At 62.4% G+C, this 18600-nt stretch carries 16 protein-coding genes; 9 read left to right on the top strand and 7 right to left on the bottom strand.

Translation table 11 applies throughout. The annotated features are described in order from the left end of the window. Position 1: 1 nt before the first annotated feature. Positions 2-268, bottom strand: coding sequence for a glutaredoxin family protein (locus BSY16_RS28920; RefSeq protein WP_069063200.1), 267 nt, complete (start codon positions 266-268; stop codon positions 2-4). Between BSY16_RS28920 and BSY16_RS32200 the strand changes: the two genes are divergently transcribed. The 3 genes from BSY16_RS32200 to BSY16_RS28930 are packed head-to-tail and all read left to right on the top strand — an operon-like array spanning position 267 to position 5094. After that, positions 267-638 (top strand): hypothetical protein, encoded by a 372-nt coding sequence (locus tag BSY16_RS32200; RefSeq protein WP_150130172.1) that lies wholly within the window; start codon positions 267-269, stop codon positions 636-638. The two genes, BSY16_RS28920 and BSY16_RS32200, sit on opposite strands and share 2 nt — an antisense overlap. Beyond that, positions 635-1888 carry an efflux RND transporter periplasmic adaptor subunit gene (locus BSY16_RS28925; protein ID WP_069063201.1) on the top strand — a complete coding sequence of 418 codons (1254 nt, stop codon included), beginning with the start codon at positions 635-637 and terminating at the stop codon, positions 1886-1888. The genes BSY16_RS32200 and BSY16_RS28925 overlap by 4 nt, the downstream gene beginning before the upstream one ends. Next, complete coding sequence (locus BSY16_RS28930) at positions 1885-5094, top strand: efflux RND transporter permease subunit (protein ID WP_069063202.1); 3210 nt, start codon at positions 1885-1887, stop codon at positions 5092-5094. The genes BSY16_RS28925 and BSY16_RS28930 overlap by 4 nt, the downstream gene beginning before the upstream one ends. Before the next feature lie 76 nt (positions 5095-5170). Here the strand turns inward: BSY16_RS28930 and BSY16_RS28935 are convergent, their stop codons facing one another. From BSY16_RS28935 to BSY16_RS28960, 6 genes are all read right to left on the bottom strand, one after another. Further along, entirely contained in the window at positions 5171-6199 is a 1029-nt protein-coding gene (locus BSY16_RS28935; protein WP_069063203.1) for a Gfo/Idh/MocA family protein, read from the bottom strand. Further along, on the bottom strand, positions 6190-7257 hold the full coding sequence (locus tag BSY16_RS28940) for a Gfo/Idh/MocA family protein (RefSeq protein ID WP_150130173.1): 1068 nt from the start codon (positions 7255-7257) through the stop codon (positions 6190-6192). Before BSY16_RS28940 ends, BSY16_RS28935 begins: the two co-directional genes overlap by 10 nt. Positions 7258-7326: 69 nt before the next feature. Further along, positions 7327-8370: an ABC transporter substrate-binding protein gene (locus BSY16_RS28945; RefSeq protein WP_069063205.1), complete on the bottom strand. Its 1044-nt coding sequence runs from the start codon at positions 8368-8370 to the stop codon at positions 7327-7329. Between the two features lie 37 nt (positions 8371-8407). Continuing rightward, entirely contained in the window at positions 8408-9187 is a 780-nt protein-coding gene (locus BSY16_RS28950; protein WP_083243166.1) for an ABC transporter permease, read from the bottom strand. Next, on the bottom strand, positions 9184-9975 hold the full coding sequence (locus BSY16_RS28955; protein WP_069063206.1) for an ABC transporter permease: 792 nt from the start codon (positions 9973-9975) through the stop codon (positions 9184-9186). Before BSY16_RS28955 ends, BSY16_RS28950 begins: the two co-directional genes overlap by 4 nt. Then, the gene (locus BSY16_RS28960) at positions 9972-10778 is read right to left on the bottom strand and encodes an ABC transporter ATP-binding protein (RefSeq protein WP_286157279.1); all 807 of its coding nucleotides are present in this window, start codon (positions 10776-10778) and stop codon (positions 9972-9974) included. The genes BSY16_RS28955 and BSY16_RS28960 overlap by 4 nt, the downstream gene beginning before the upstream one ends. 227 nt (positions 10779-11005) lie before the next feature. On the opposite strand from BSY16_RS28960, the gene BSY16_RS28965 reads away from it, so the two are divergent. From BSY16_RS28965 to BSY16_RS28990, 6 genes are all read left to right on the top strand, one after another. After that, entirely contained in the window at positions 11006-12109 is a 1104-nt protein-coding gene (locus tag BSY16_RS28965) for a GntR family transcriptional regulator (protein ID WP_069063207.1), read from the top strand. A gap of 181 nt (positions 12110-12290) precedes the next feature. Next, positions 12291-13841 carry a CehA/McbA family metallohydrolase domain-containing protein gene (locus BSY16_RS28970; RefSeq protein WP_069063208.1) on the top strand — a complete coding sequence of 517 codons (1551 nt, stop codon included), beginning with the start codon at positions 12291-12293 and terminating at the stop codon, positions 13839-13841. A 103-nt stretch (positions 13842-13944) separates the two neighbouring features. Further along, on the top strand, positions 13945-15300 hold the full coding sequence (locus BSY16_RS28975; RefSeq protein WP_069063209.1) for an extracellular solute-binding protein: 1356 nt from the start codon (positions 13945-13947) through the stop codon (positions 15298-15300). Between the two features lie 9 nt (positions 15301-15309). Continuing rightward, the gene (locus BSY16_RS28980; RefSeq protein ID WP_083243168.1) at positions 15310-16245 is read left to right on the top strand and encodes a carbohydrate ABC transporter permease; all 936 of its coding nucleotides are present in this window, start codon (positions 15310-15312) and stop codon (positions 16243-16245) included. Further along, positions 16242-17069, top strand: coding sequence for a carbohydrate ABC transporter permease (locus tag BSY16_RS28985; protein WP_069063210.1), 828 nt, complete (start codon positions 16242-16244; stop codon positions 17067-17069). The genes BSY16_RS28980 and BSY16_RS28985 overlap by 4 nt, the downstream gene beginning before the upstream one ends. A 1-nt stretch (position 17070) precedes the next feature. Further along, entirely contained in the window at positions 17071-18600 is a 1530-nt protein-coding gene (locus BSY16_RS28990) for a sulfatase (RefSeq protein WP_069063211.1), read from the top strand.

The raw sequence follows: 18600 nt of genomic DNA on the forward strand, positions 1-18600 counted from the left end.
CTCACATGCCTTGCGTCTGTCCGAGCGCCTTCGACAGGCCCGGCTTCTGGCTCTGGAATGTGCCGTAGAAGATTTCCGAACCGACGATGGTGATCGGCGCCACTCGCACACCCGATCGCGCCTTTGCTTCCTCCGCGATCAGAGGATCGGTGAGATCGCGTTCCTCGTAAGCTAGCCCCCGCTCGGAGAGCCAGCGCTTGAGCGCATGACAGTCCGGACAGGTCGGGGTCGTGTAGATAAGAATGTGCGGGGCGCTGGTTTCCGTCATGGTCTCGACTTTCTCTGAATCCGAAATGGTTTTGCTCACGGCCGGGCGCCCAGAGAGCGGCCGGGTAGAGAAGCATTGTCGTCAGCGTGCGGCTTCCAGCCGTTGCAAGGTCAAGGCGGTTGTTGGACAGAAATGTACTTTTCGAACATGGAAGCCTGCGGCCTTGCTGCCCGGAGCAATGAGCCAAACGTGCAACACTGGAGGATTTACTCAACTAAAAATTGCGAATGATGAGCCAGATGTGCCGAGCGCCATTTCGGAAAATAAGGGCCTTGACCTTCCCGTCGTTGGAAACCTCACCTTCATCAAAATTGACCGCCGCCGTCTCCTGAAAGCCTGGAACGGCCCGTATGAAGGTGAAAGAGAATGAACAAGAAAGTCGCCGCCCTGCTGTTGGCTGGCGTCACCGTTGCCAGTGGCACTTTTGTCTATCGCAACGAAGTGGAACCCTATGCGAGCCGCCTTATCGCGCTGGTATCGTCGACCGCCGTGTCAGAAGCCGCTGCCCAGCCGGAAGAAGCACCCGGACCACAGGTGCCCGTCGCCGAGGTCGTCACGCGCAAGGTGGCGCTGCCGGTGGAGTTTACAGGTTATCTCGAAGCAACCAGGTTTGTCGAACTGCGCCCACGTGTCGGAGGTGCAATCGACGCGGTCAGTGTTCCCGAAGGAGGGCTCGTAGAACCAGGCAAGCTCCTGTTCCAAATCGACCCCAGGCCCTTCCAGGTCGCCCTGGATGCCGCCAAGGCGCAGTTGCAGCAGGCGAAGGCACTGCTTGATCAGGCCGAGATCGATTTCAACCGCGCCGAAATGCTGGCGCGCAATGGCAGTGTATCGCGCAAGACCTTTGACGACGCGCAAACTGCTCGCCGTCAGCGGCAGGCACAGGCTGAGATCGCGAAGACGGCCGTGGCGGCCGCCGAACTCGATCTTTCCTTCACACGCGTCACAGCCCCGATTGGTGGGCGCATCGACCGGATTCTTGTCTCCGAGGGCAACCTTGTCGCCGGGGGCAATGCCGGAGCCGCGACACTTCTCACAACGATCGTCTCGACCGATCCCCTCTATGTCTATTTCGATATAGACGAAGCCACCTATCTCGCGTTCGCCGCGGATGTGCGCGCGATAGAACGTGGAAAGGCTGCCGACAAGTTGCCGGTGCAGGTGGGGCTGATGACCGATGCCGGCTTCCCGTACACTGGCGAATTCGATTTTCTCGGCAATCGCGTTGACCGAAGCACGGGAACGATCCCCGCGCGGGCCGTTGTCAAAAACCCTGATGGTCGACTGGCGCCCGGCCTTTTTGCGCGCGTGAACCTCGTTACGGGCCATCCAGCTCAAACCGTGCTCATCGACGATCAGGCGATCGGTATCGATCAAGGACGCCGTTATGTGCTGGTTCTGGGAGCCGAGGACAAGGCCGAATACCGCCCGGTCGAACTCGGCCCGATGATCGATGGTCTGCGCGTGGTCTCAGCCGGCCTCGATCCAGGTGAGAGGATCATCGTAAAGGGGCTCGTCCGCCCCGGCATGCAGGTCGTGCCGCAGATGGTTTCCATGCTGGCAGGCCAATCCGCCGATGGAGACCGGCCCGCAGCTGAAACGCAGGAGGCGCATCGATGAATATTCCGCGCTTTTTTGTCGACCGCCCGATCTTTGCGGTCGTTCTGTCCGTCCTGATGCTGATCGCCGGTGGCCTGACACTCCTAAAGCTGCCGTTGAGCGAATATCCCCAGGTCACCCCGCCAACGGTGCAGGTCACCGCAAGTTATCCGGGCGCCAATCCCGAGGTTATTGCCGAAACGGTCGCGGCACCGCTTGAACAGGCGATCAACGGCGTCGAGAACATGCTCTACATGAGTTCTCAGGCCGCGACCGACGGGCGCATGACGCTGACGGTGGCCTTTCAGCAGGGCACCGATCCTGACATGGCGCAGATCCAGGTGCAGAACCGCGTCGCGCGCGCGCTCCCCCGCCTGCCACAGGACGTGCAGCGCATCGGCGTCGTGACGCAGAAGACATCGCCCGACATTCTGATGGTCGTGCATCTCGTCTCACCTGACGATCGCTACGACCCTCTCTACCTCTCGAATTTCGCCACTTTGCAGTTGCGTGACCAGCTTGCGCGCCTACCGGGTGTGGGTGACGTGTTGGTCTGGGGTGCCGGCGAATACTCGATGCGCATCTGGCTCGACCCGGCCAAGGTGGCGGCGCGCGGCCTGACCGCCTCCGACGTGGTGGCGACAATCCGGGAGCAGAACGTGCAGGTGGCCGCCGGCTCGGTCGGCCAGCAGCCGGATGCTTCGGCGGCGTTCCAAATCACGGTCAACACCCTCGGCCGGCTTTCGAACGAGGAGCAGTTCGGCGACATCGTCGTCAAGACGGGTGCCGAGGGCCAGGTCACCCGTCTGCGGGATGTTGCCCGCATCGAACTTGGTGCGGATTCCTACGCGCTGCGCAGCCTTCTTGACGGCAAACCGGCGGTGGCGATCCAGATCATCCAGAGCCCCGGTGCCAACGCGCTCGATGTTTCGAGCGCCATTCGCAACACCATGGAAGACCTGCAGAAAGGTTTTCCCGATGGAGTAGAGCATCGCATCGCCTACGACCCTACCGTCTTCGTCAAGGCCTCTCTCGAAGCCGTGGTCATGACACTGCTTGAAGCCATCGCGCTGGTCGTACTGGTGGTCGTGCTCTTCCTTCAGACCTGGCGTGCTTCGATCATTCCGCTCGTTGCCGTGCCTGTATCGTTGGTCGGCACATTCGCCCTCATGTACCTGTTCGGCTTCTCACTGAACACGCTGTCGCTTTTCGGGCTCGTGCTCTCGATCGGCATCGTGGTCGATGATGCCATCGTGGTCGTCGAGAACGCGGAACGTCACATCGCGCTCGGCGAAACGCCGAAAGAGGCCGCCCGCAAGGCCATGGACGAAGTGACCGGGCCTATCCTTGCCATTACGTCGGTGCTGTCGGCGGTGTTCATTCCCTCCGCCTTCCTGTCCGGCTTGCAAGGGGAGTTCTACAGGCAATTCGCCCTCACGATCGCAATCTCGACCATCCTGTCGGCGATCAACTCTCTGACGCTTTCCCCAGCACTCGCGGGCGTGCTCCTGAAACCACATCATGCCGATGCAAAGCGTGACCGGTTGACGATCGTCATCGACACCGTGTTCGGATGGTTCTTCCGGCTGTTCAATCGCGCCTTCGACAGCGCTTCGAATGCCTATGTCTGGTCGGTGCGCCGTGCCGTGAGGTCCAGCACGCTCGTCTTGTTGATCTATGCCGGCCTGGTCGGCATGACGTGGATGGGTTTCCAGACGGTGCCCACCGGGTTCGTACCGGCCCAGGACAAGTATTACCTCGTCGGCATCGCGCAGCTTCCGACCGGCGCCTCGCTTGACCGCACCGAGGCGGTTGTCAAGAAAATGTCGGAAATCGCGCTTGCCGAACCTGGGGTGGAAAGCGTCGTCGCGTTTCCGGGGCTTTCGGTAAACGGCATGGTCAATATTCCGAATGCCGCCGTCATGTTCACGATGCTCAAGCCGTTTGACGAGCGCAAGGACCCCTCCTTGTCGGCTTTCGCGATTGCAAGCCGCCTGATGGGAAAATTCAGCCAGATACCCGATGGTTTTGCCGGCATCTTCCCACCACCTCCTGTTCCGGGCCTTGGCTCGACTGGCGGCTTTAAGATTCAGATCGAGGATCGGGCAGGGCTTGGCTTCGAGGCCCTCGCGCAGGCGCAGGGCGCGATCATGGGCAAGGCGATGCAAACACCGGAATTGGCTGGCATGCTCGCGAGCTTCCAGGTGAATGCGCCGCAGGTGCAGGTGGACATCGATCGGGTGAAGGCCAAGTCGCAAGGGGTGTCGCTGGACACGATTTTTGAAACCCTGCAGGTCAACCTTGGCTCGCTCTACGCAAACGACTTCAATCTGTTCGGCCGCACCTACCGCGTGATGGTTCAGGCCGATGCGCCATTCCGTATGCAGCCGGAGGACATCGGCCGACTGAAGGTACGTAACGCGGCGGGCGAAATGATCCCGTTGTCGGCCTTGCTGACCATCAAGCACGGTTCGGGGCCGGACCGTGTCATGCACTACAATGGTTTTCCATCGGCCGATATCAGCGGCAGCCCCGCGCCCGGATATTCGTTCGGGCAAGCGACCGCAGCAATGGAACGGATCGCATCGGAGACGCTGCCACCCGGCATGGCCTTCGAGTGGACGGACCTCGCCTATCAGGAGAAGCAAGCCGGCAACACCGCCATGTATGTCTTCCCCCTGTCTGTGCTGCTCGCCTTTCTGATTCTCGCAGCGCAATACAACAGCTGGTCACTCCCGTTCGCTGTGTTGCTGATCGCTCCGATGGCGCTGCTCTCGTCTATCGCGGGCGTGTGGCTCACTGGAGGCGACAACAACATTTTCACGCAGATCGGGTTCGTCGTTCTCGTCGGCTTGGCTGCCAAGAACGCGATCCTCATCGTGGAGTTCGCCAGAGCGAAGGAAGACGAAGGCGTCGATCCTTTGAACGCCGTTCTCGAAGCAGCCCGGCTTCGCCTGCGGCCAATCCTCATGACCTCCCTCGCTTTCATCGCCGGCGTCGTCCCGCTGATGATCGCAACGGGGGCTGGTGCCGAGATGCGGCATGTCATGGGTATTGCCGTGTTCGCCGGCATGCTCGGCGTCACCCTGTTCGGTCTCGTGCTGACGCCGGTGTTCTACGTCTTGGTGCGCCGTATGGCCATCGCCCGCGAGAGGCGGAATACCGCCACAGGACTCGAATCCCATGCCGGAAAGGAGCAGTCTGTCCGCCCCCCGGCAACAACCTGACACGAAAAAATGCGCACCCAGTCCATGGGCGCGCCAGCCTGTGCTGCCCTCGCATCGAGGTCGCCTTCGCTGGATTTTATGCCCCGATCATCTGCACGCGACCCGTGGCGGCCGAACGATAGGCCGCTTCGATCATCGCGAAGGCTTTTCGGCCGTCGTCGATGGTAACCGGCATGGTGCCGCCATTCTTCAGGGCGTCGACAAAAGCCCAGGCGACGTGCTCGTGGAAAACGCCCGTCTTGAAGGATGGGACGACATCCGAAGCGGACCAGCCCTCGCCCTCCCCGCGTCGGAACACGCGCAGAAAATCCGCTTCGCGCGTCGCGCGCGAGGCGATATCCACGCCGGAGAGCAGGATCGAGCCTTCCGTTCCGTAGATTTCGACCGACGTGTCCGCTGCGGCAAAACACCAACTCGTCGTCACCTCGGCAATCAGGCCATCCGCATAGCGGAAGGTGGCGACGGCCGTGTCTTCGACCGAGAGACCCAGGGCCGCCGAGGACAGCGTGGCGAAAACCGACTCGGGTTCGCCAAACATCCAACGCAGGAAATCGGCGGCATGCACGCCCTCGTCAAGCAGCGTACCGCCGCCGGAGCGCGCCGGATCGACGAACCAGGCGGACCGGAAAGCCTCCGTAAGGCCGTGGCTATGGCCGTGTCGGACCCGGCAGAGCGTCACCCGGCCAAGGGCCTTCTCCTGCAAAAGCCGCGCGATCTCATGATTGGCGGGGTCGAAGCGCTTCGGAAAGCTCTGCATGAAGCGAATGCCCGTGCGCGCCACCACTGCGGCGATGGCGTCGCATTGGGCACGGTCGATCCCGAGCGGCTTTTCGCAGAGCACCGGCCGGCCGAGAGCCGCGGCGGCTTCGACCAGCATCAGGTGCCCGTTTGTAGTCGAGCAGATCGCAACCGCGTGGCTCTTGCGGATAAGGCGGTGGAGGTCGTCCTGTACCTCGATGCCGTGGCGACCGGCAAATTCGGCCGCCTTGTCCGCGGCCTGATCCCAGACGCCGACGATCTCGACCTCCGGCCGCTGCAGAAAGGCGCCGGCCCAGAAATTGGCGTGGTAATGTTCGACGCCCAGTATCGCGATCTTCAGGCGCATCCGGCCTTCTCCCCTTCCTCACCGACCGGCGTTCTCATGCCGGAAAGCGCTGCTGTATAAATGGTTTCGGCCACACGGACCGAACTGAGACCGGCTGCGGCCGTATCATCCGACGGCATCTCGCCCCGGATGATGGAAAGCCAATGGCGATGATGGGCCTCGCCAAGCGCTTCCTCCGGCAACTCCGGATTCACCCAACCCGCCTTCCCGACGCTTGCTGGGGCGTGGATTGCCGCGGTGCCGCGCTCCGTCCGAAGCCAGACCGTGCCGCGTTCCGCATAGAGTTCCAGCCGGAAGCGATCGCAACCGGCAAGCTCGGTGTAGCTCATCTCATGGCTCACCCGCACATCGCCCTCGAGGCGATAGGCGGCAAACACATTGTCCTCGAGTTCCGTGCGAACCGTGCGCCCGTCGGCAAGCTGCCGTTCCGGCCGCGCGGTCGTCATATCGGCGGCAACGGTTCTGATCGGACCGAGTAGATGCTGAACGAGATCAATACCATGCACGCCGAGTTGCATGACGACGCCGCCCGAGACATTGCCGGGCGTAAAGAACCAGTCGTTCCAGTCCGCGCCCGGCGTGGCGTTTCGAATGCGCACGGAATGGACGGTGCCGAGTACGCCGGATTGCAGCTGCTCGCGAAGCCAGCGTACTTCCGGGAAATAGCGGTGCATAAAGCTGACGGTGAGGCGCCGTCCGGCCTGTTGATCCGCCTGAAGGATGCTGCGGCACTGAGCGCTGTTCAGCGCCATCGGCTTTTGCAGCAAGACATGCTTGCCGGCATCGAGCGCGTCGATCGCGATGCGCTCGTGGGTATCGTCCGGGGTGGCAATCACCACCGCGTTAATCGCGCTGTCCTCCAGCACGCGGCGGTAGTCGGTTTCCGCCCTGCCGATGCCGAGCATTTTCGCTCTTGCACTTGTGGCATTCGGCCGCCGGCCCACGAGTGCGGCGACATTCGCCCCGCCTGCGGCGCGCAGACCGTTGATATGGTAGTCGACGATGAAGCCCGCGCCGATGACGGCGATGGCAATCCTATCGGCAGCCGAGGGAGACATGATGATCAATCCGCTTGCGTGACATATGCCGAACGCCTGCCGTGACAGGCGCCCGGTGCTTTCATGACGTTAGGGCGCCCACTGGCCCTCGACCTCGACGGCAGCGGCATTCGCCGCCTTCAGCGGGCCGGAAAAGGTATAGCTGAGCACGTCCTTGGGATCGCCCTGGATGCGGTTTGTCGCCTTCAGGTAGCCGGCGATGGCCAGCATGTCCTCGACGTAGGATTTGTCGACATTCGGCGTGAACGTGTAGTCCGAAAGCAACGCCGCGTTCATGTCGACCGGTTGCTTCTGGAAATCGGAGAAAATCTTCAAAACCTCATCCTTGTTCGCCGGATCGGCGACATAGGCCTGCGCCTTGGTCAACACCTTCACCAGCGCCGCCGTGGCATACGGGTTGGCGCGCACCCAGTCCTGCGAGGCGACCCAGACGGTGCGGTTATTGGAAACGTCCACGTCCTCACCGCTGTTGTTGGCAAAAAAGCTCTTGGTGCCCGAATGCACGATCCTGGCGCCCTGCTCATGCACCGCGCGATAGGGGAACGGCTCCCAGAACACGATGCCCTGGATTTCGTTGTTGGCCATTGCGGCCATCGCCTCCGGCGGCGCGAGGTTCACCGTCTGGATCTTCGTGGCATCGAGGCCATAGTGTTTGGCGACATTGGCCAGCAAGGCGCCCGAGGTCGAGCTGACGAGCAGGCCGAGCTTCACCTTAGTGAGGTCTTCCGGGGTCTCGACACCGGCATCCTGCCGGACCACGATCTTTTCCAGCCCATGGCTGACGGCATTCGTGCCGAGGATCACCACGGGCATGCCGTTGTGCGCCATAGACACTGGCGGCAGGTTGCCGGGCGTCCAGAGCTGGATTTCGTCGGCTAGCAACGCCTCGCCGGCGAGATTGCCTGACGTGAAGGTCTTGAACTCGACGGTCTTGAAGCCGGCTTCCTCAAACCAGCCCTTCTCCTTCGCGACGATATGGACGAGGAACGGCAAATCGGGGCCGATGCTGATCGACAGCGTGTCGGTTTCCACCTGCTGGGCTTGTGAAGGGCTGGCCGTCATGAAGAGGCCGGCCATGACTGCGGGCATCAGCGATTTCAGAAACATGCGCATGCTTGTTCTCCCTCTTTGTGATTTCGGTTGTTGTCGGTCAGGCGCCGTGCCATCGCCCTATCCAGCGTTTGATCGCCAGGCCGATCGCAGCGTCGGTGAGAAGGTTGAGCGCGCCGATGAGCAGGATGCCGACGATGATGACGCCGACGGAGCCGCCAGTGTTGCGCTCGTTGATGATCATGTAGCCAAGGCCACGGTCGGCCGCGATCAGCTCGGCGGCAACGAGCACGCCGAAGCTCAGGCCCCAACCGATGCGGATGCCGGTTGCAAGGTCAGCTGCGGCAGCGGGTACCGCGGCGCGCAGCAGCAACGACACGCCGTTGAGGCCAAATGTTTGCGCCGCCTTCAACAGGATCGGATCGATGCTGCGCATGCCCTGATACGCCGCCGTGACGACGGGAAAGAACGCACCCAGAAAGATGATGAAGAATTTTGAGGGCTCACCGAGCCCAAACCAGATGATCGCCAACGGGATCCAGGCAAGCGGTGGGATCGGCCGCAGAAGCTCGATCAGCGGCCGCATGACGGCGCCAAAGCCGCGATACCAGCCGGCAGCGATGCCCACTGCCGCCCCCGCCAGCGCGCCGAGCAGGAACCCGGAAAAGACGCGAAGAAGGCTCCAGAACAAATTGTCGGCAAGCGTTTCGGCCGTCAGGCGTTCGGCTGCCGCGTTGATGGCAAGCGACGGGCTTGGAAAGATCGCGGGGTCGATCACGCCCGTGCGGGCGCAGATTTCCCACAGCGCAATGGCAGAAACCGCGCCGATGAGGCCGAGGGTGAGGTCGCTGGCGGAAACGAGGCGGACCCATGTTTTCATCGACGCACCTCGTCGAGATTGGCAGCCCAGGGCAGCATGCGGCGCTCAAGCGCCGCGAGACCGGCGGAGATGCAAAAGCCGATGACACCGATGACCAGCATGCCGATGATGGTGATTTCGCTGCGATAGAAGGTGCGCGCCTCCATGATGAGGGCGCCAAGTCCCTCGATGGTGCCGATCATCTCAGCGCCGACAATGACCATGAAGCCGACGCCGAGCGCCATGCGCGCACCGGCGAAGATGCGTGGAAGGGCCGCGGGGAACACGACGGTGCGGTAGAGTTCCAGTCCTTTCAGACCGAAGGTACGCGCCGCCTTCAGCAGGGTCGGATCGACATAGCGGACCCCGGCAATCACATTGGACAGCATGACCCAGAAGCAGCCGTAGCCGATCAGAAAAATCTTGGTCAATTCACCCGCGCCGAACCACACGATGACCAGCGGGAGCAGGCTCAGTGTGGCAACCGAACGGCAGAAGACGATCAGCGGAGCGGTCAGTTTATCGACCACCGGCAGGGCGCCGATGAGCAGGCCGAGGGGGATCGCCAGGACAAGCGCTGCGCCATACCCCTGCAGAACGCGCAGGATCGTGGTGAGCGCATGCGACCAGATCGAAACGCCGGTTGGAAAGCCGATGGTCGAGAGTTCGACAAAACCCTGCGCGATGCGGCTCACGGGCGGAAACTGATAGGCTTTGAGAAATCCGTAGCGCACGCCGGCCTCCCAGCAGAGGAGGAGCACGGCGAAGGCGATGAGCGGCGGTACCGCCTGTGCGAGCTTGCGCGTCATGTCGAAAGCTCGTTCCAGATATCCTGATAGAGCGCATTGAAGCCCGGCTGGGTGCGCTGGCGGGGACGCGGCAGGTCGACGTCGAAGACCCGCTGGATGCGGCCGGGATTGGGCGCAAGCAGCACGATCCGGTCCGAAAGCGTGAGGGCCTCGCTGATCGAATGGGTGACGAAGACGACCGTCTTGCGGCGCGCTTCCCATATGCGCAGCAACTCCTGTTGCAACTCGATGCGCGTCAACTCGTCGAGCGCGCCAAAGGGTTCGTCCATCAGGAGGATTTGGGGATCGAGGGCCAGCGCTCGCGCAATCGAGACGCGCTGCTGCATGCCACCGGACATCTCGCGAGGATAACGGGTGGCCGCCGCTTCCAGGCCAACGAGGCGCAGCAGCTCCATGGCGCGCACGCGGCGCTCGGCCCTGGTGAACCCAGATTTACGAAAACCGAAGGCGACATTGTCGACCGCGGTCAGCCACGGAAAGAGCGCATGCTGCTGGAACACCACCCCCTGCCCCTGGCCGGGTCCGGTGACGACTTTGCCGGCGATGGCGATTTTGCCGCTGGAGACGTCCTCCAGGCCGGCGATCATGTTGAGAAGGGTTGTCTTGCCGCAGCCGCTGCGGCCGACCAGCGAGACGAATTCATTCTCCGCGATCGTCAGGTCGATTTTTTCCAGAACCGGCACCGCGCCGCCGTCCCGCTGCGCGAATGTCTTGCGCACGCCATCGACGCGAATGAAGGCCGGGCTCTTCCGCTCGGCACGAGCGGTTGGGCTCTGATGAAAAAGGAAATTGTTTTCCAGCACGACGGACTCCCCTCCGGTCGTTGCGCGGACGACCTGCTGCCGTCTTGATCCAAAGCGTATACGTGAAATTCAAATTGTAAAGTTCAATTTGTATCAGCTATAATACAATTCGACTTCACCACCCTTTATCCCGTCGTTTCGGGCGCGGGATTGCCGGGGCGAGATTCAAAATGTATCGAGATGGAAGCGATAAAAAACAGACACGATTCGAAGGTCGAGGCAGATCCTTGCGCGCTGCGTCCTCAAACACGGTTCTCGCCTCCCTGAGGGATCAGATTTCCCGGCTTGAGGATGGTGCGCGGCTGCCGACGGTGCGCGACCTCATGCGCATTCATCAGGTCAGCCAGGCGACCGTGCAGGAGGCGCTGACCCGACTGCGCGACGAGGGCATGCTGACCTCGCAGGTCGGCCGCGGCACCTACGTGATCAAGGGCGGCGAGGCATCGGCGTCCAGCGATGACGGTGCCGTCGCGCATCTGGAGAGCCTGCTGATCCTGTCGAATGCCAGCCTGAACGAACGCTGCGTGCTGGTGCAGAACCATATTGTCGAGCAATTGTCGCGGTCCGGCAGCAAGGTCGTCCAGATTTCCTACCACAATACAGGGCACCTGCTGGAGATCCTCACCTCGGTGCCCGATTTCGATGCGGCCATTCTCCAGTCGCATTACGAGAACATTCCGATCCGCCTGCTCAACCTGCTGCAAAGCAAGACGCGCGCCCTCGTCGTCGACGGCCATTCCGTCGCCGGCGTCGACATCGACCGCGTCGGGACCGACTGGGAAGCGGCGCTAGACCTAGCCCTGGAATATCTGTCGGAACTCGGCCACCGCTCCGTAGCCCTTGTTTCGCTGGACTCCATGGCCCAGCCGATCCTCGCCGCACGGCGTGCCTTCGACCGGATAAGCCAGCGCCATGAGACCGTCTGGCGGCACACGCAGAGCATCGCGCTTCGCGGCGTGCTGCACCCGACGCAGCGCGTCGGCGACGCGCTGGGACAAGAACTGTCCGCACTGCTCGACGAGCATAGCAAACTGCCGTTCACCGCGATGGTCACACTCGGCATTTCCGACTCTCTCGGCATTCGCCAATGCCTGGAAGAGATGGAGATCGCCTGCCCGAAGGATCTCAGCCTCTTCGTACTGGGGCATCACGACGTCCCGACCGAACATTTCGGCTTCATGACCATGGCCGGCAGTTCCTATCTCAATGCCGCCAAAAGCCTGATCGACACGATCCGCAAGCGCATCGCCGCGCCGCACGAGCCGCCCCAGATCGTCTATCTCGACTGCATCTCGAATGCTCGCGGCAGCACAGGCGTACCTTCCATCTGACGCCATTGCCGGCGTTCGCGGCGGCATGCGCTGATGTATACCAAACCCCACCATAATTTCCCGCCATCACCCCAAAACGCGCTTGCATCCGCCCATACATCTGCTAGCGTACAATACATATTGTATCTGATGGTGATTGAACCTTCGCGGTCGCGCATCGTCCAGGGAGGAGAGGTACGGCATGTTGGGTGAGCGTCTGCCGGAGCGGCTGGCGCCGTTGGCTTCGCGTTTCGGCGTACGGGCCTATTACGGCGATATCCACAACCACTGCGACATTTCCTATGGCCACGGCAGCCTCGAACAGGCGCTGCGCCGTGCGCGCCGCCAGCTTGATTTCGTCTCCGTCACGGGACACGCGTATTGGCCGGATATGCCGGTCGACGATCCCAGCGTGGCGCATATCGTCGATTTTCACGTCAAAGGTTTTGCCAAGCTCGACAGACTGTGGGGCGCCCATTTCGAAACGCTTGCAGAGGCAGACGAGCCGGGCGTCTTCACCGTTTTCCCCGGTTATGAAATCCACTCCTTCGCGCATGGCGACTACACGATCGTCTACCGCGACATCGCGAGCCAGGAATTGATCAAGGCCGACACGCCGGCGGAGTTGCATGCAAAGCTGCGCGCCGCCTACGGTGACGCCGTCTTCGCCTTCCCGCATCACATCGGCTACCGCCTCGGCGCGCGCGGCGTGAACTGGGACAGCGTAATCGAGGACCTGTCGCCGGTGATGGAGATCATCTCCATGCATGGCTGTTCGGAGACGTCGGTCATGGACCGGCCCTTCCTGCACTCCATGGGGCCGAGCGATGGCCAATCCACCGCCCGCCATGGCCTCAATCGCGGCCTCCGTTTCGGCTTCCTCGGCAATACAGATCACCACAGCGGTTATCCCGGCTCCTATGGTCACGGGCGCTCGGCGGTCTATGCTGCGGAAAATTCCCGTTCGGCCCTTTGGAACGGCATCCACCGGCGCCGCACCAATGCCCTCACCGGCGACGCAAGCCACCTGTTCTTTTCCATCGGCGACACCATGCAGGGCGGCAGCGTGGCGGCGGGCGGGCCGACAACGCTGGAACTCGAGGCGGCCGGCGGCGGTGCCATCGACTACATCGACCTCGTGCGCAACGGTGATGTCGTCGGGCGGATTACGCCGGATCTGCAACGCAGCCCGATCGATGCCGGCAATGGCGCGCTGGAAACGTTGCTCGTGCTGGAACTCGGCTGGGGCGCGCGCGGAAAATTCCACGACTGGCAAGGCTCCCTCGAACTCATCGGCGGCGACATCCTGTCCGTCGAGCCGCGCCTGCGCGGGTCCGAAGTGGTCTCGCCGCTGGAGGGAGGTGGTGATGCGAAGGACGACAACGCGGTCCGGCTTTCCGGCAATCGCATCGATTTCACGATCCGCTCGATCGGCAATCCCAACAACACCACCGCTTCGATGCAGGCGATTGCCGCGCGAATCCGCATCCGGCCGGATGCCAGGGTCCGGTTGGTGGTCGACGGCCAGACCTTCGAGGTCAGCACCGGCCGCCTTCTGCAGGGTGCGCTTTCGGGCAATCTCGGGCCGATCGACAGTCCCGCCTTCCGGCTCCACCCGCTGCCGCGCCCGCACCAGTGGCAGTGGCGCGGGCAGATGGCGATCGAACCGCTGCGCAAGGGCGACTGGATCTATGCCCGCATGCGCCAGGCCAATGGCCAGTGGAACTGGGCCAGTCCGATTTTCTGCGAATAGGAGAGTGGGGGCAACCGCAATGCGGCGCGAAGGCCGCGGGGAGCACCCGTTTTCTTGAAGGCCGATAGATGTTCAGCATGAATGAGGCAAGGGAGATTCATCGATGACATTCAAGACCAGCATGCACAGACGTACGATCCTCAAAGGCGTGGGCATGGCGGCGGCGGCCAGCCTCGCGCCAGGCGCATTCCGCCCGCTCTACGCGGCAAGCGTCGCTCCGATCACCATCGTGATCAATCAGTCGCCCTGGTTCGAAAGTTTTCGCAAGACGGTTGAGGCCTATGAGGCGGAGACCGGCAACAAGGTCGAACTCGACGTCAATCCCTTTGCCGGCTCGCTGGAAAAGCAGCGCAACTCGGTGCGCGCCAGCGAAGGCCAGTACGACATCCTGATCATGAATTCGGGCTGGTTTGCCGAAATGTATGCCGGCGGCTTCGTCGAGGCCATCACCGACATAGACCCCGGCTTCAAGCTCGATCCCGAGGTCTATACGCTCGGCGACACGGTCTTTTACAATGCCGAGAAGAAGACCATGACCAGCGACGGCAAGCTGATGGCCATGCCGGTCTCGCCGCTGATCCCGATGCTCTATTATCGCGGCGACCTCTACAAGGAAGCGGGCCTGTCGGCGCCGAAGACCTTTGCCGAACTGGAAGCCAACGCCAAGAAGTTCCACAATCCGCCCGACATGTACGGCATCGTCCAGCGCGGCGCGCGCGGGCCGCATACCGTGGCCTACGACTTCTACCCCTACCTCTACGGTTTCGGCGGCGGCATCTTCAAGGACCAGTCGGCCGGTGACTATTCGGTCACGCTGAACTCCGACCACGGCCGTGAGGCGCTCGACTACTACATCCGGCTCGCCAAGGAAGCCGGCCACCCGAAGACGGCGGCCGCTGACCAGGCCGAAGTCATCCAGGCCATGGTGACCGGCCATTCCGCGCATATCATGATGGTGATCGCCGCCTGGTCGCAGATGGACGATCCGAACAAGTCGGCGATCGTCGACAAAGTCGAGTGGGCGCCGCCGCCGGCCGCGGAAGGCCTCCAGACCGCGCCCGGTCTCGGCCATTGGCTCGCCGGCATTTCGAAGAACGTTCCCGACGATCGCAAGCGCGCGGCCGTCGAGTTTCTACGCTGGTTCCAGACGAAGGCAGCTCAGCTCGAAACTGCCAAGGCCGGCGGCATCCCGATCCACGCCGCCGTCTACAAGGAGCCGATTGCCGATGAACACCGGTATCGCTGGATGAAGCCCTTGGCCGAAGCCTTGCCGCACGCCGTCAACATCTACCAGTTCCCCGAGGCGAGCGAAGTGATCGCCGTGCTGGAACTCGGCCTCAACCGGGCTGTCGCCGGCGAGATCACCTCGGTCGATGCGCTGAACGGCATGTCCGACGAGATCGAGAAGATCATGGCCGGCCACGCCTACAAGACCGACAAGCTGACCCCTCTGAAATAAGGGCCACCCATGACCGCCGCAAACGCGCAAATCCAACGCCCGCTGCGGCGGTCAACCAATCCCGCCGAGGATGGCGGCCAGCGTCTCTGGCGCTGGCTGACCTTCGGGCCGGCCCTTGCCATGATGGTGGCGCTCAGCGCGCTTCCCATCGCCAACCTGTTTCTCACAAGCTTCCAGAACGTTACCTGGGCGGACGGGCAGCAGGTGCGCACCTGGGTCGGCCTTGCCCATTACAAAGCCCTGTTTTCAGACAGCCTGTTCGGCGCTGGCATCTCCAACACGCTCATCTTCGCCTTCGGGGCCGTCGCCGGCCAGATGATCCTCGGCTTCGCCATGGCACTGCTCTGCACCAAGATAACCCGTGGGCGCGTGCTCTACCGGGCGATCTTCATCCTGCCCATCCTGATCCCCGGCATCGTCATCGGCGCCATCTGGAAGCTGATGCTCAACTACGACTTCGGCCTGGTCAACAAGGCGCTCTCTCTCCTTGGCATCATGCCGCATGACTGGCTGGGAACGCCCGAGACGGCGCTGCTTTCAGTGATCGCGGTCGACATCTGGCATTGGACGCCATTCTGCTTCCTGCTGTTCCTGGCGGGGCTCGAATCCCTGCCGCAGGACGTTTTCGAGGCTGCCGAGATGGACGGTGCCGGCCCGTGGCAGGAGCTGGTCTATGTCACGCTGCCGCTGATGATCCCGACGATCATCGTCACCTTCGCCTTCCGCCTCGTGCTCGCCTTCAAGGTCTTCGACGAAGTCTATCTCCTGACCAGTGGTGGGCCTGGCACCGCAACCGAGGTGATCAGCTTCACGCTCTACCAGCGCTTCTTCACGGAGGACAAGGCGGGCTATGGCTCGGCCATGTCGGTGGCCGTCATCTTCCTCGTGTCGCTGCTGCTGGTGGTCGCTCTGTCAGCGCGCCGCCGCACGGGAGCGACATCATGAGCCGTCGCACCAATTCCATTGTTCCCGTCCACCTGGCGCTCGCGGCCGGTGCCGTCCTTGTTCTTGCGCCGATCATCTGGACAGTTGCAGCCGGCTTTCGCACACAGATATCGCTCTTGATGGGCGATGTGCTGTTCACGCCGATCTGGAGCAATTTTTCCGAAGTTCTCTGGTCGAAGACCTCGGATTTCCTGCTCAACTACCGCAACTCGATCATCGTCGGGCTCGTCAGCACCGTGCTTTGCGTCGTCGTCGCAACGCTCGCCGCCTTCTCGCTCAACCGGATGCGCTGGCCCGGGTGGGTCGTGCATCTCTTCCTCGCCTGGACGATGATCTTCCACATGATCCCGCCGGTGGCGCTGGCGAGTGCATGGTTTTCCATGGCACGCGCCGTCGGACTGGAGAACACCTTCACAGGGCTGATCCTCGCACACGCGACGCTCAACCTGCCGATGGCGATCTGGCTGATGGCGGTCTTCGTTCGCGACGTGCCGAAGGAGCTGGAAGAGGCGGCGATCATGGACGGTGCGGATACGCCACACATCCTGTGGTACGTGATCCTGCCGCTCATCACGCCCGGCCTTGCCGCGACGTCGATCCTCACCTTCATTTTCTCCTGGAACGAATTCGCCGTCGCGCTGACGCTGACGATGAAGCAGACCGCAACGGTTCCCGTCGCCATCGCCAAGTTCGCCCAGGATTTCGAGATTCAATACACCCAGATGGCGGCAAGCGCCGCTCTGGCGATGGTGCCGGCCATTCTCGTGCTGCTCGTCGCCCAGCGGTACATCGTCAAGGGCCTCACGCAAGGAGCAGTGAAATAGCATGAAGGCGGTTTTTGTTCTTTTCGATTCCCTGAACAGGCATCTTCTCGGCCCCTATGGCGGCACACGCATCCCGACGCCGAATTTCGACCGCCTGGCCGCCCGCAGCGTGACCTTCGACAAGCACTATGTCGGCAGTCTGCCCTGCATGCCGGCGCGTCGCGACATGCTGACCGGCCGGCTTACCTTTCTGCATCGCAGCTGGGGGCCGCTGGAGCCGTTCGACAATGCCTTTCCGGAAATCCTGCACCAGCAGCGCGGCACCTACAGCCACCTCGTGACGGACCATTTCCATTATTGGGAAGACGGTGGTGCGACCTATCACAACCGCTACGATTCCTATGAATTCGTGCGCGGCCAGGAAGGTGACCGGTGGAAAGCGATGGTGCAGCCGCATTGGGAGCGGCTTCGCGAAAAATACCACGCCCGGCAGTTCAGCGACCAGAAGCGCTCCTATTTCGGCCAGAACATCGTCAACCGGGAGTTCATCAAGGAAGAGAAGGATTTCCCCTCGGTGCGCTGCTTTGCCGAGGGCTTTGACTTCCTCGACCGCAACCGCGACGCCGACAACTGGCTTCTGCAGATCGAGACCTTCGACCCGCACGAGCCCTTCACGGCGCCCGAACGCTTCAAGGCGCCATTCGACACTGGCTGGAAAGGCCCGATCCGCGACTGGCCGCGTTACGGTCGCGTCGACGAACTGCCCGAGGAATGCGAGGAGCTGCGCGCCAATTACTACGCCGTTGTCGCGATGTGCGACCACCTGCTCGGCGAATTGCTCGACTATTTCGATCGCCACGACCTGTGGAAGGACACGGCGCTCGTCGTCACCACCGACCATGGCTTCCTGCTCGGCGAACATGATTTCTGGGCGAAGAACCGTATGAACCTCTATGAAGAGGTGGCGCACATTCCGCTCTTCCTGCACGACCCCCGAGATGCCCGCCCGGGCAGCCGGTCACAGGCCCTCACCCAGTCGATCGATCTCGCAGCGACGTTCCTCGACCTGTTCGGTGCCACGCCGCCAGCCGAAAACGAAGGGTTTTCGCTCTGCGCGATGGCCGATGGCACGGCACTGCGCGATGGCGCCCTGTTCGGCTATTTCGGCGGCGCGGTGAATGTTGCCGATGGCCGCTATACCTATCATCGCTTCCCGGAGGACCTGTCGCAGCAGGAACTCTACCAGTACACGCTGATGCCGACGCACATCTTCTCACCGTTCTCACCGGCGGAACTGGCCTCGGTCGAACTGTCGCCGCCGCTCGACTTCACCAAGGGTGCGACGCTGCTCAAGGTGCCGGTGATCGATCGATCGCCGATGTACAACAACTACGGCCCCGGCGCGCTGCTCGAGTCCGAGACGCGCCTCTATGACCTCACCGCCGATCCGGGGCAGGAAACACCGCTGGTGGACCCAGCAGAGGAACAGCGCCTGACGGACCTGATGGCACGATTGATGCAGGCAAACAGCGCGCCGCCCGAAGCATTTTCGCGCCTGGCGTTCGACGCGGCCGCAGAGGGGGCGGAATAA

The organism is Sinorhizobium sp. RAC02, assembly GCF_001713395.1.
GTDB lineage: Bacteria > Pseudomonadota > Alphaproteobacteria > Rhizobiales > Rhizobiaceae > Shinella.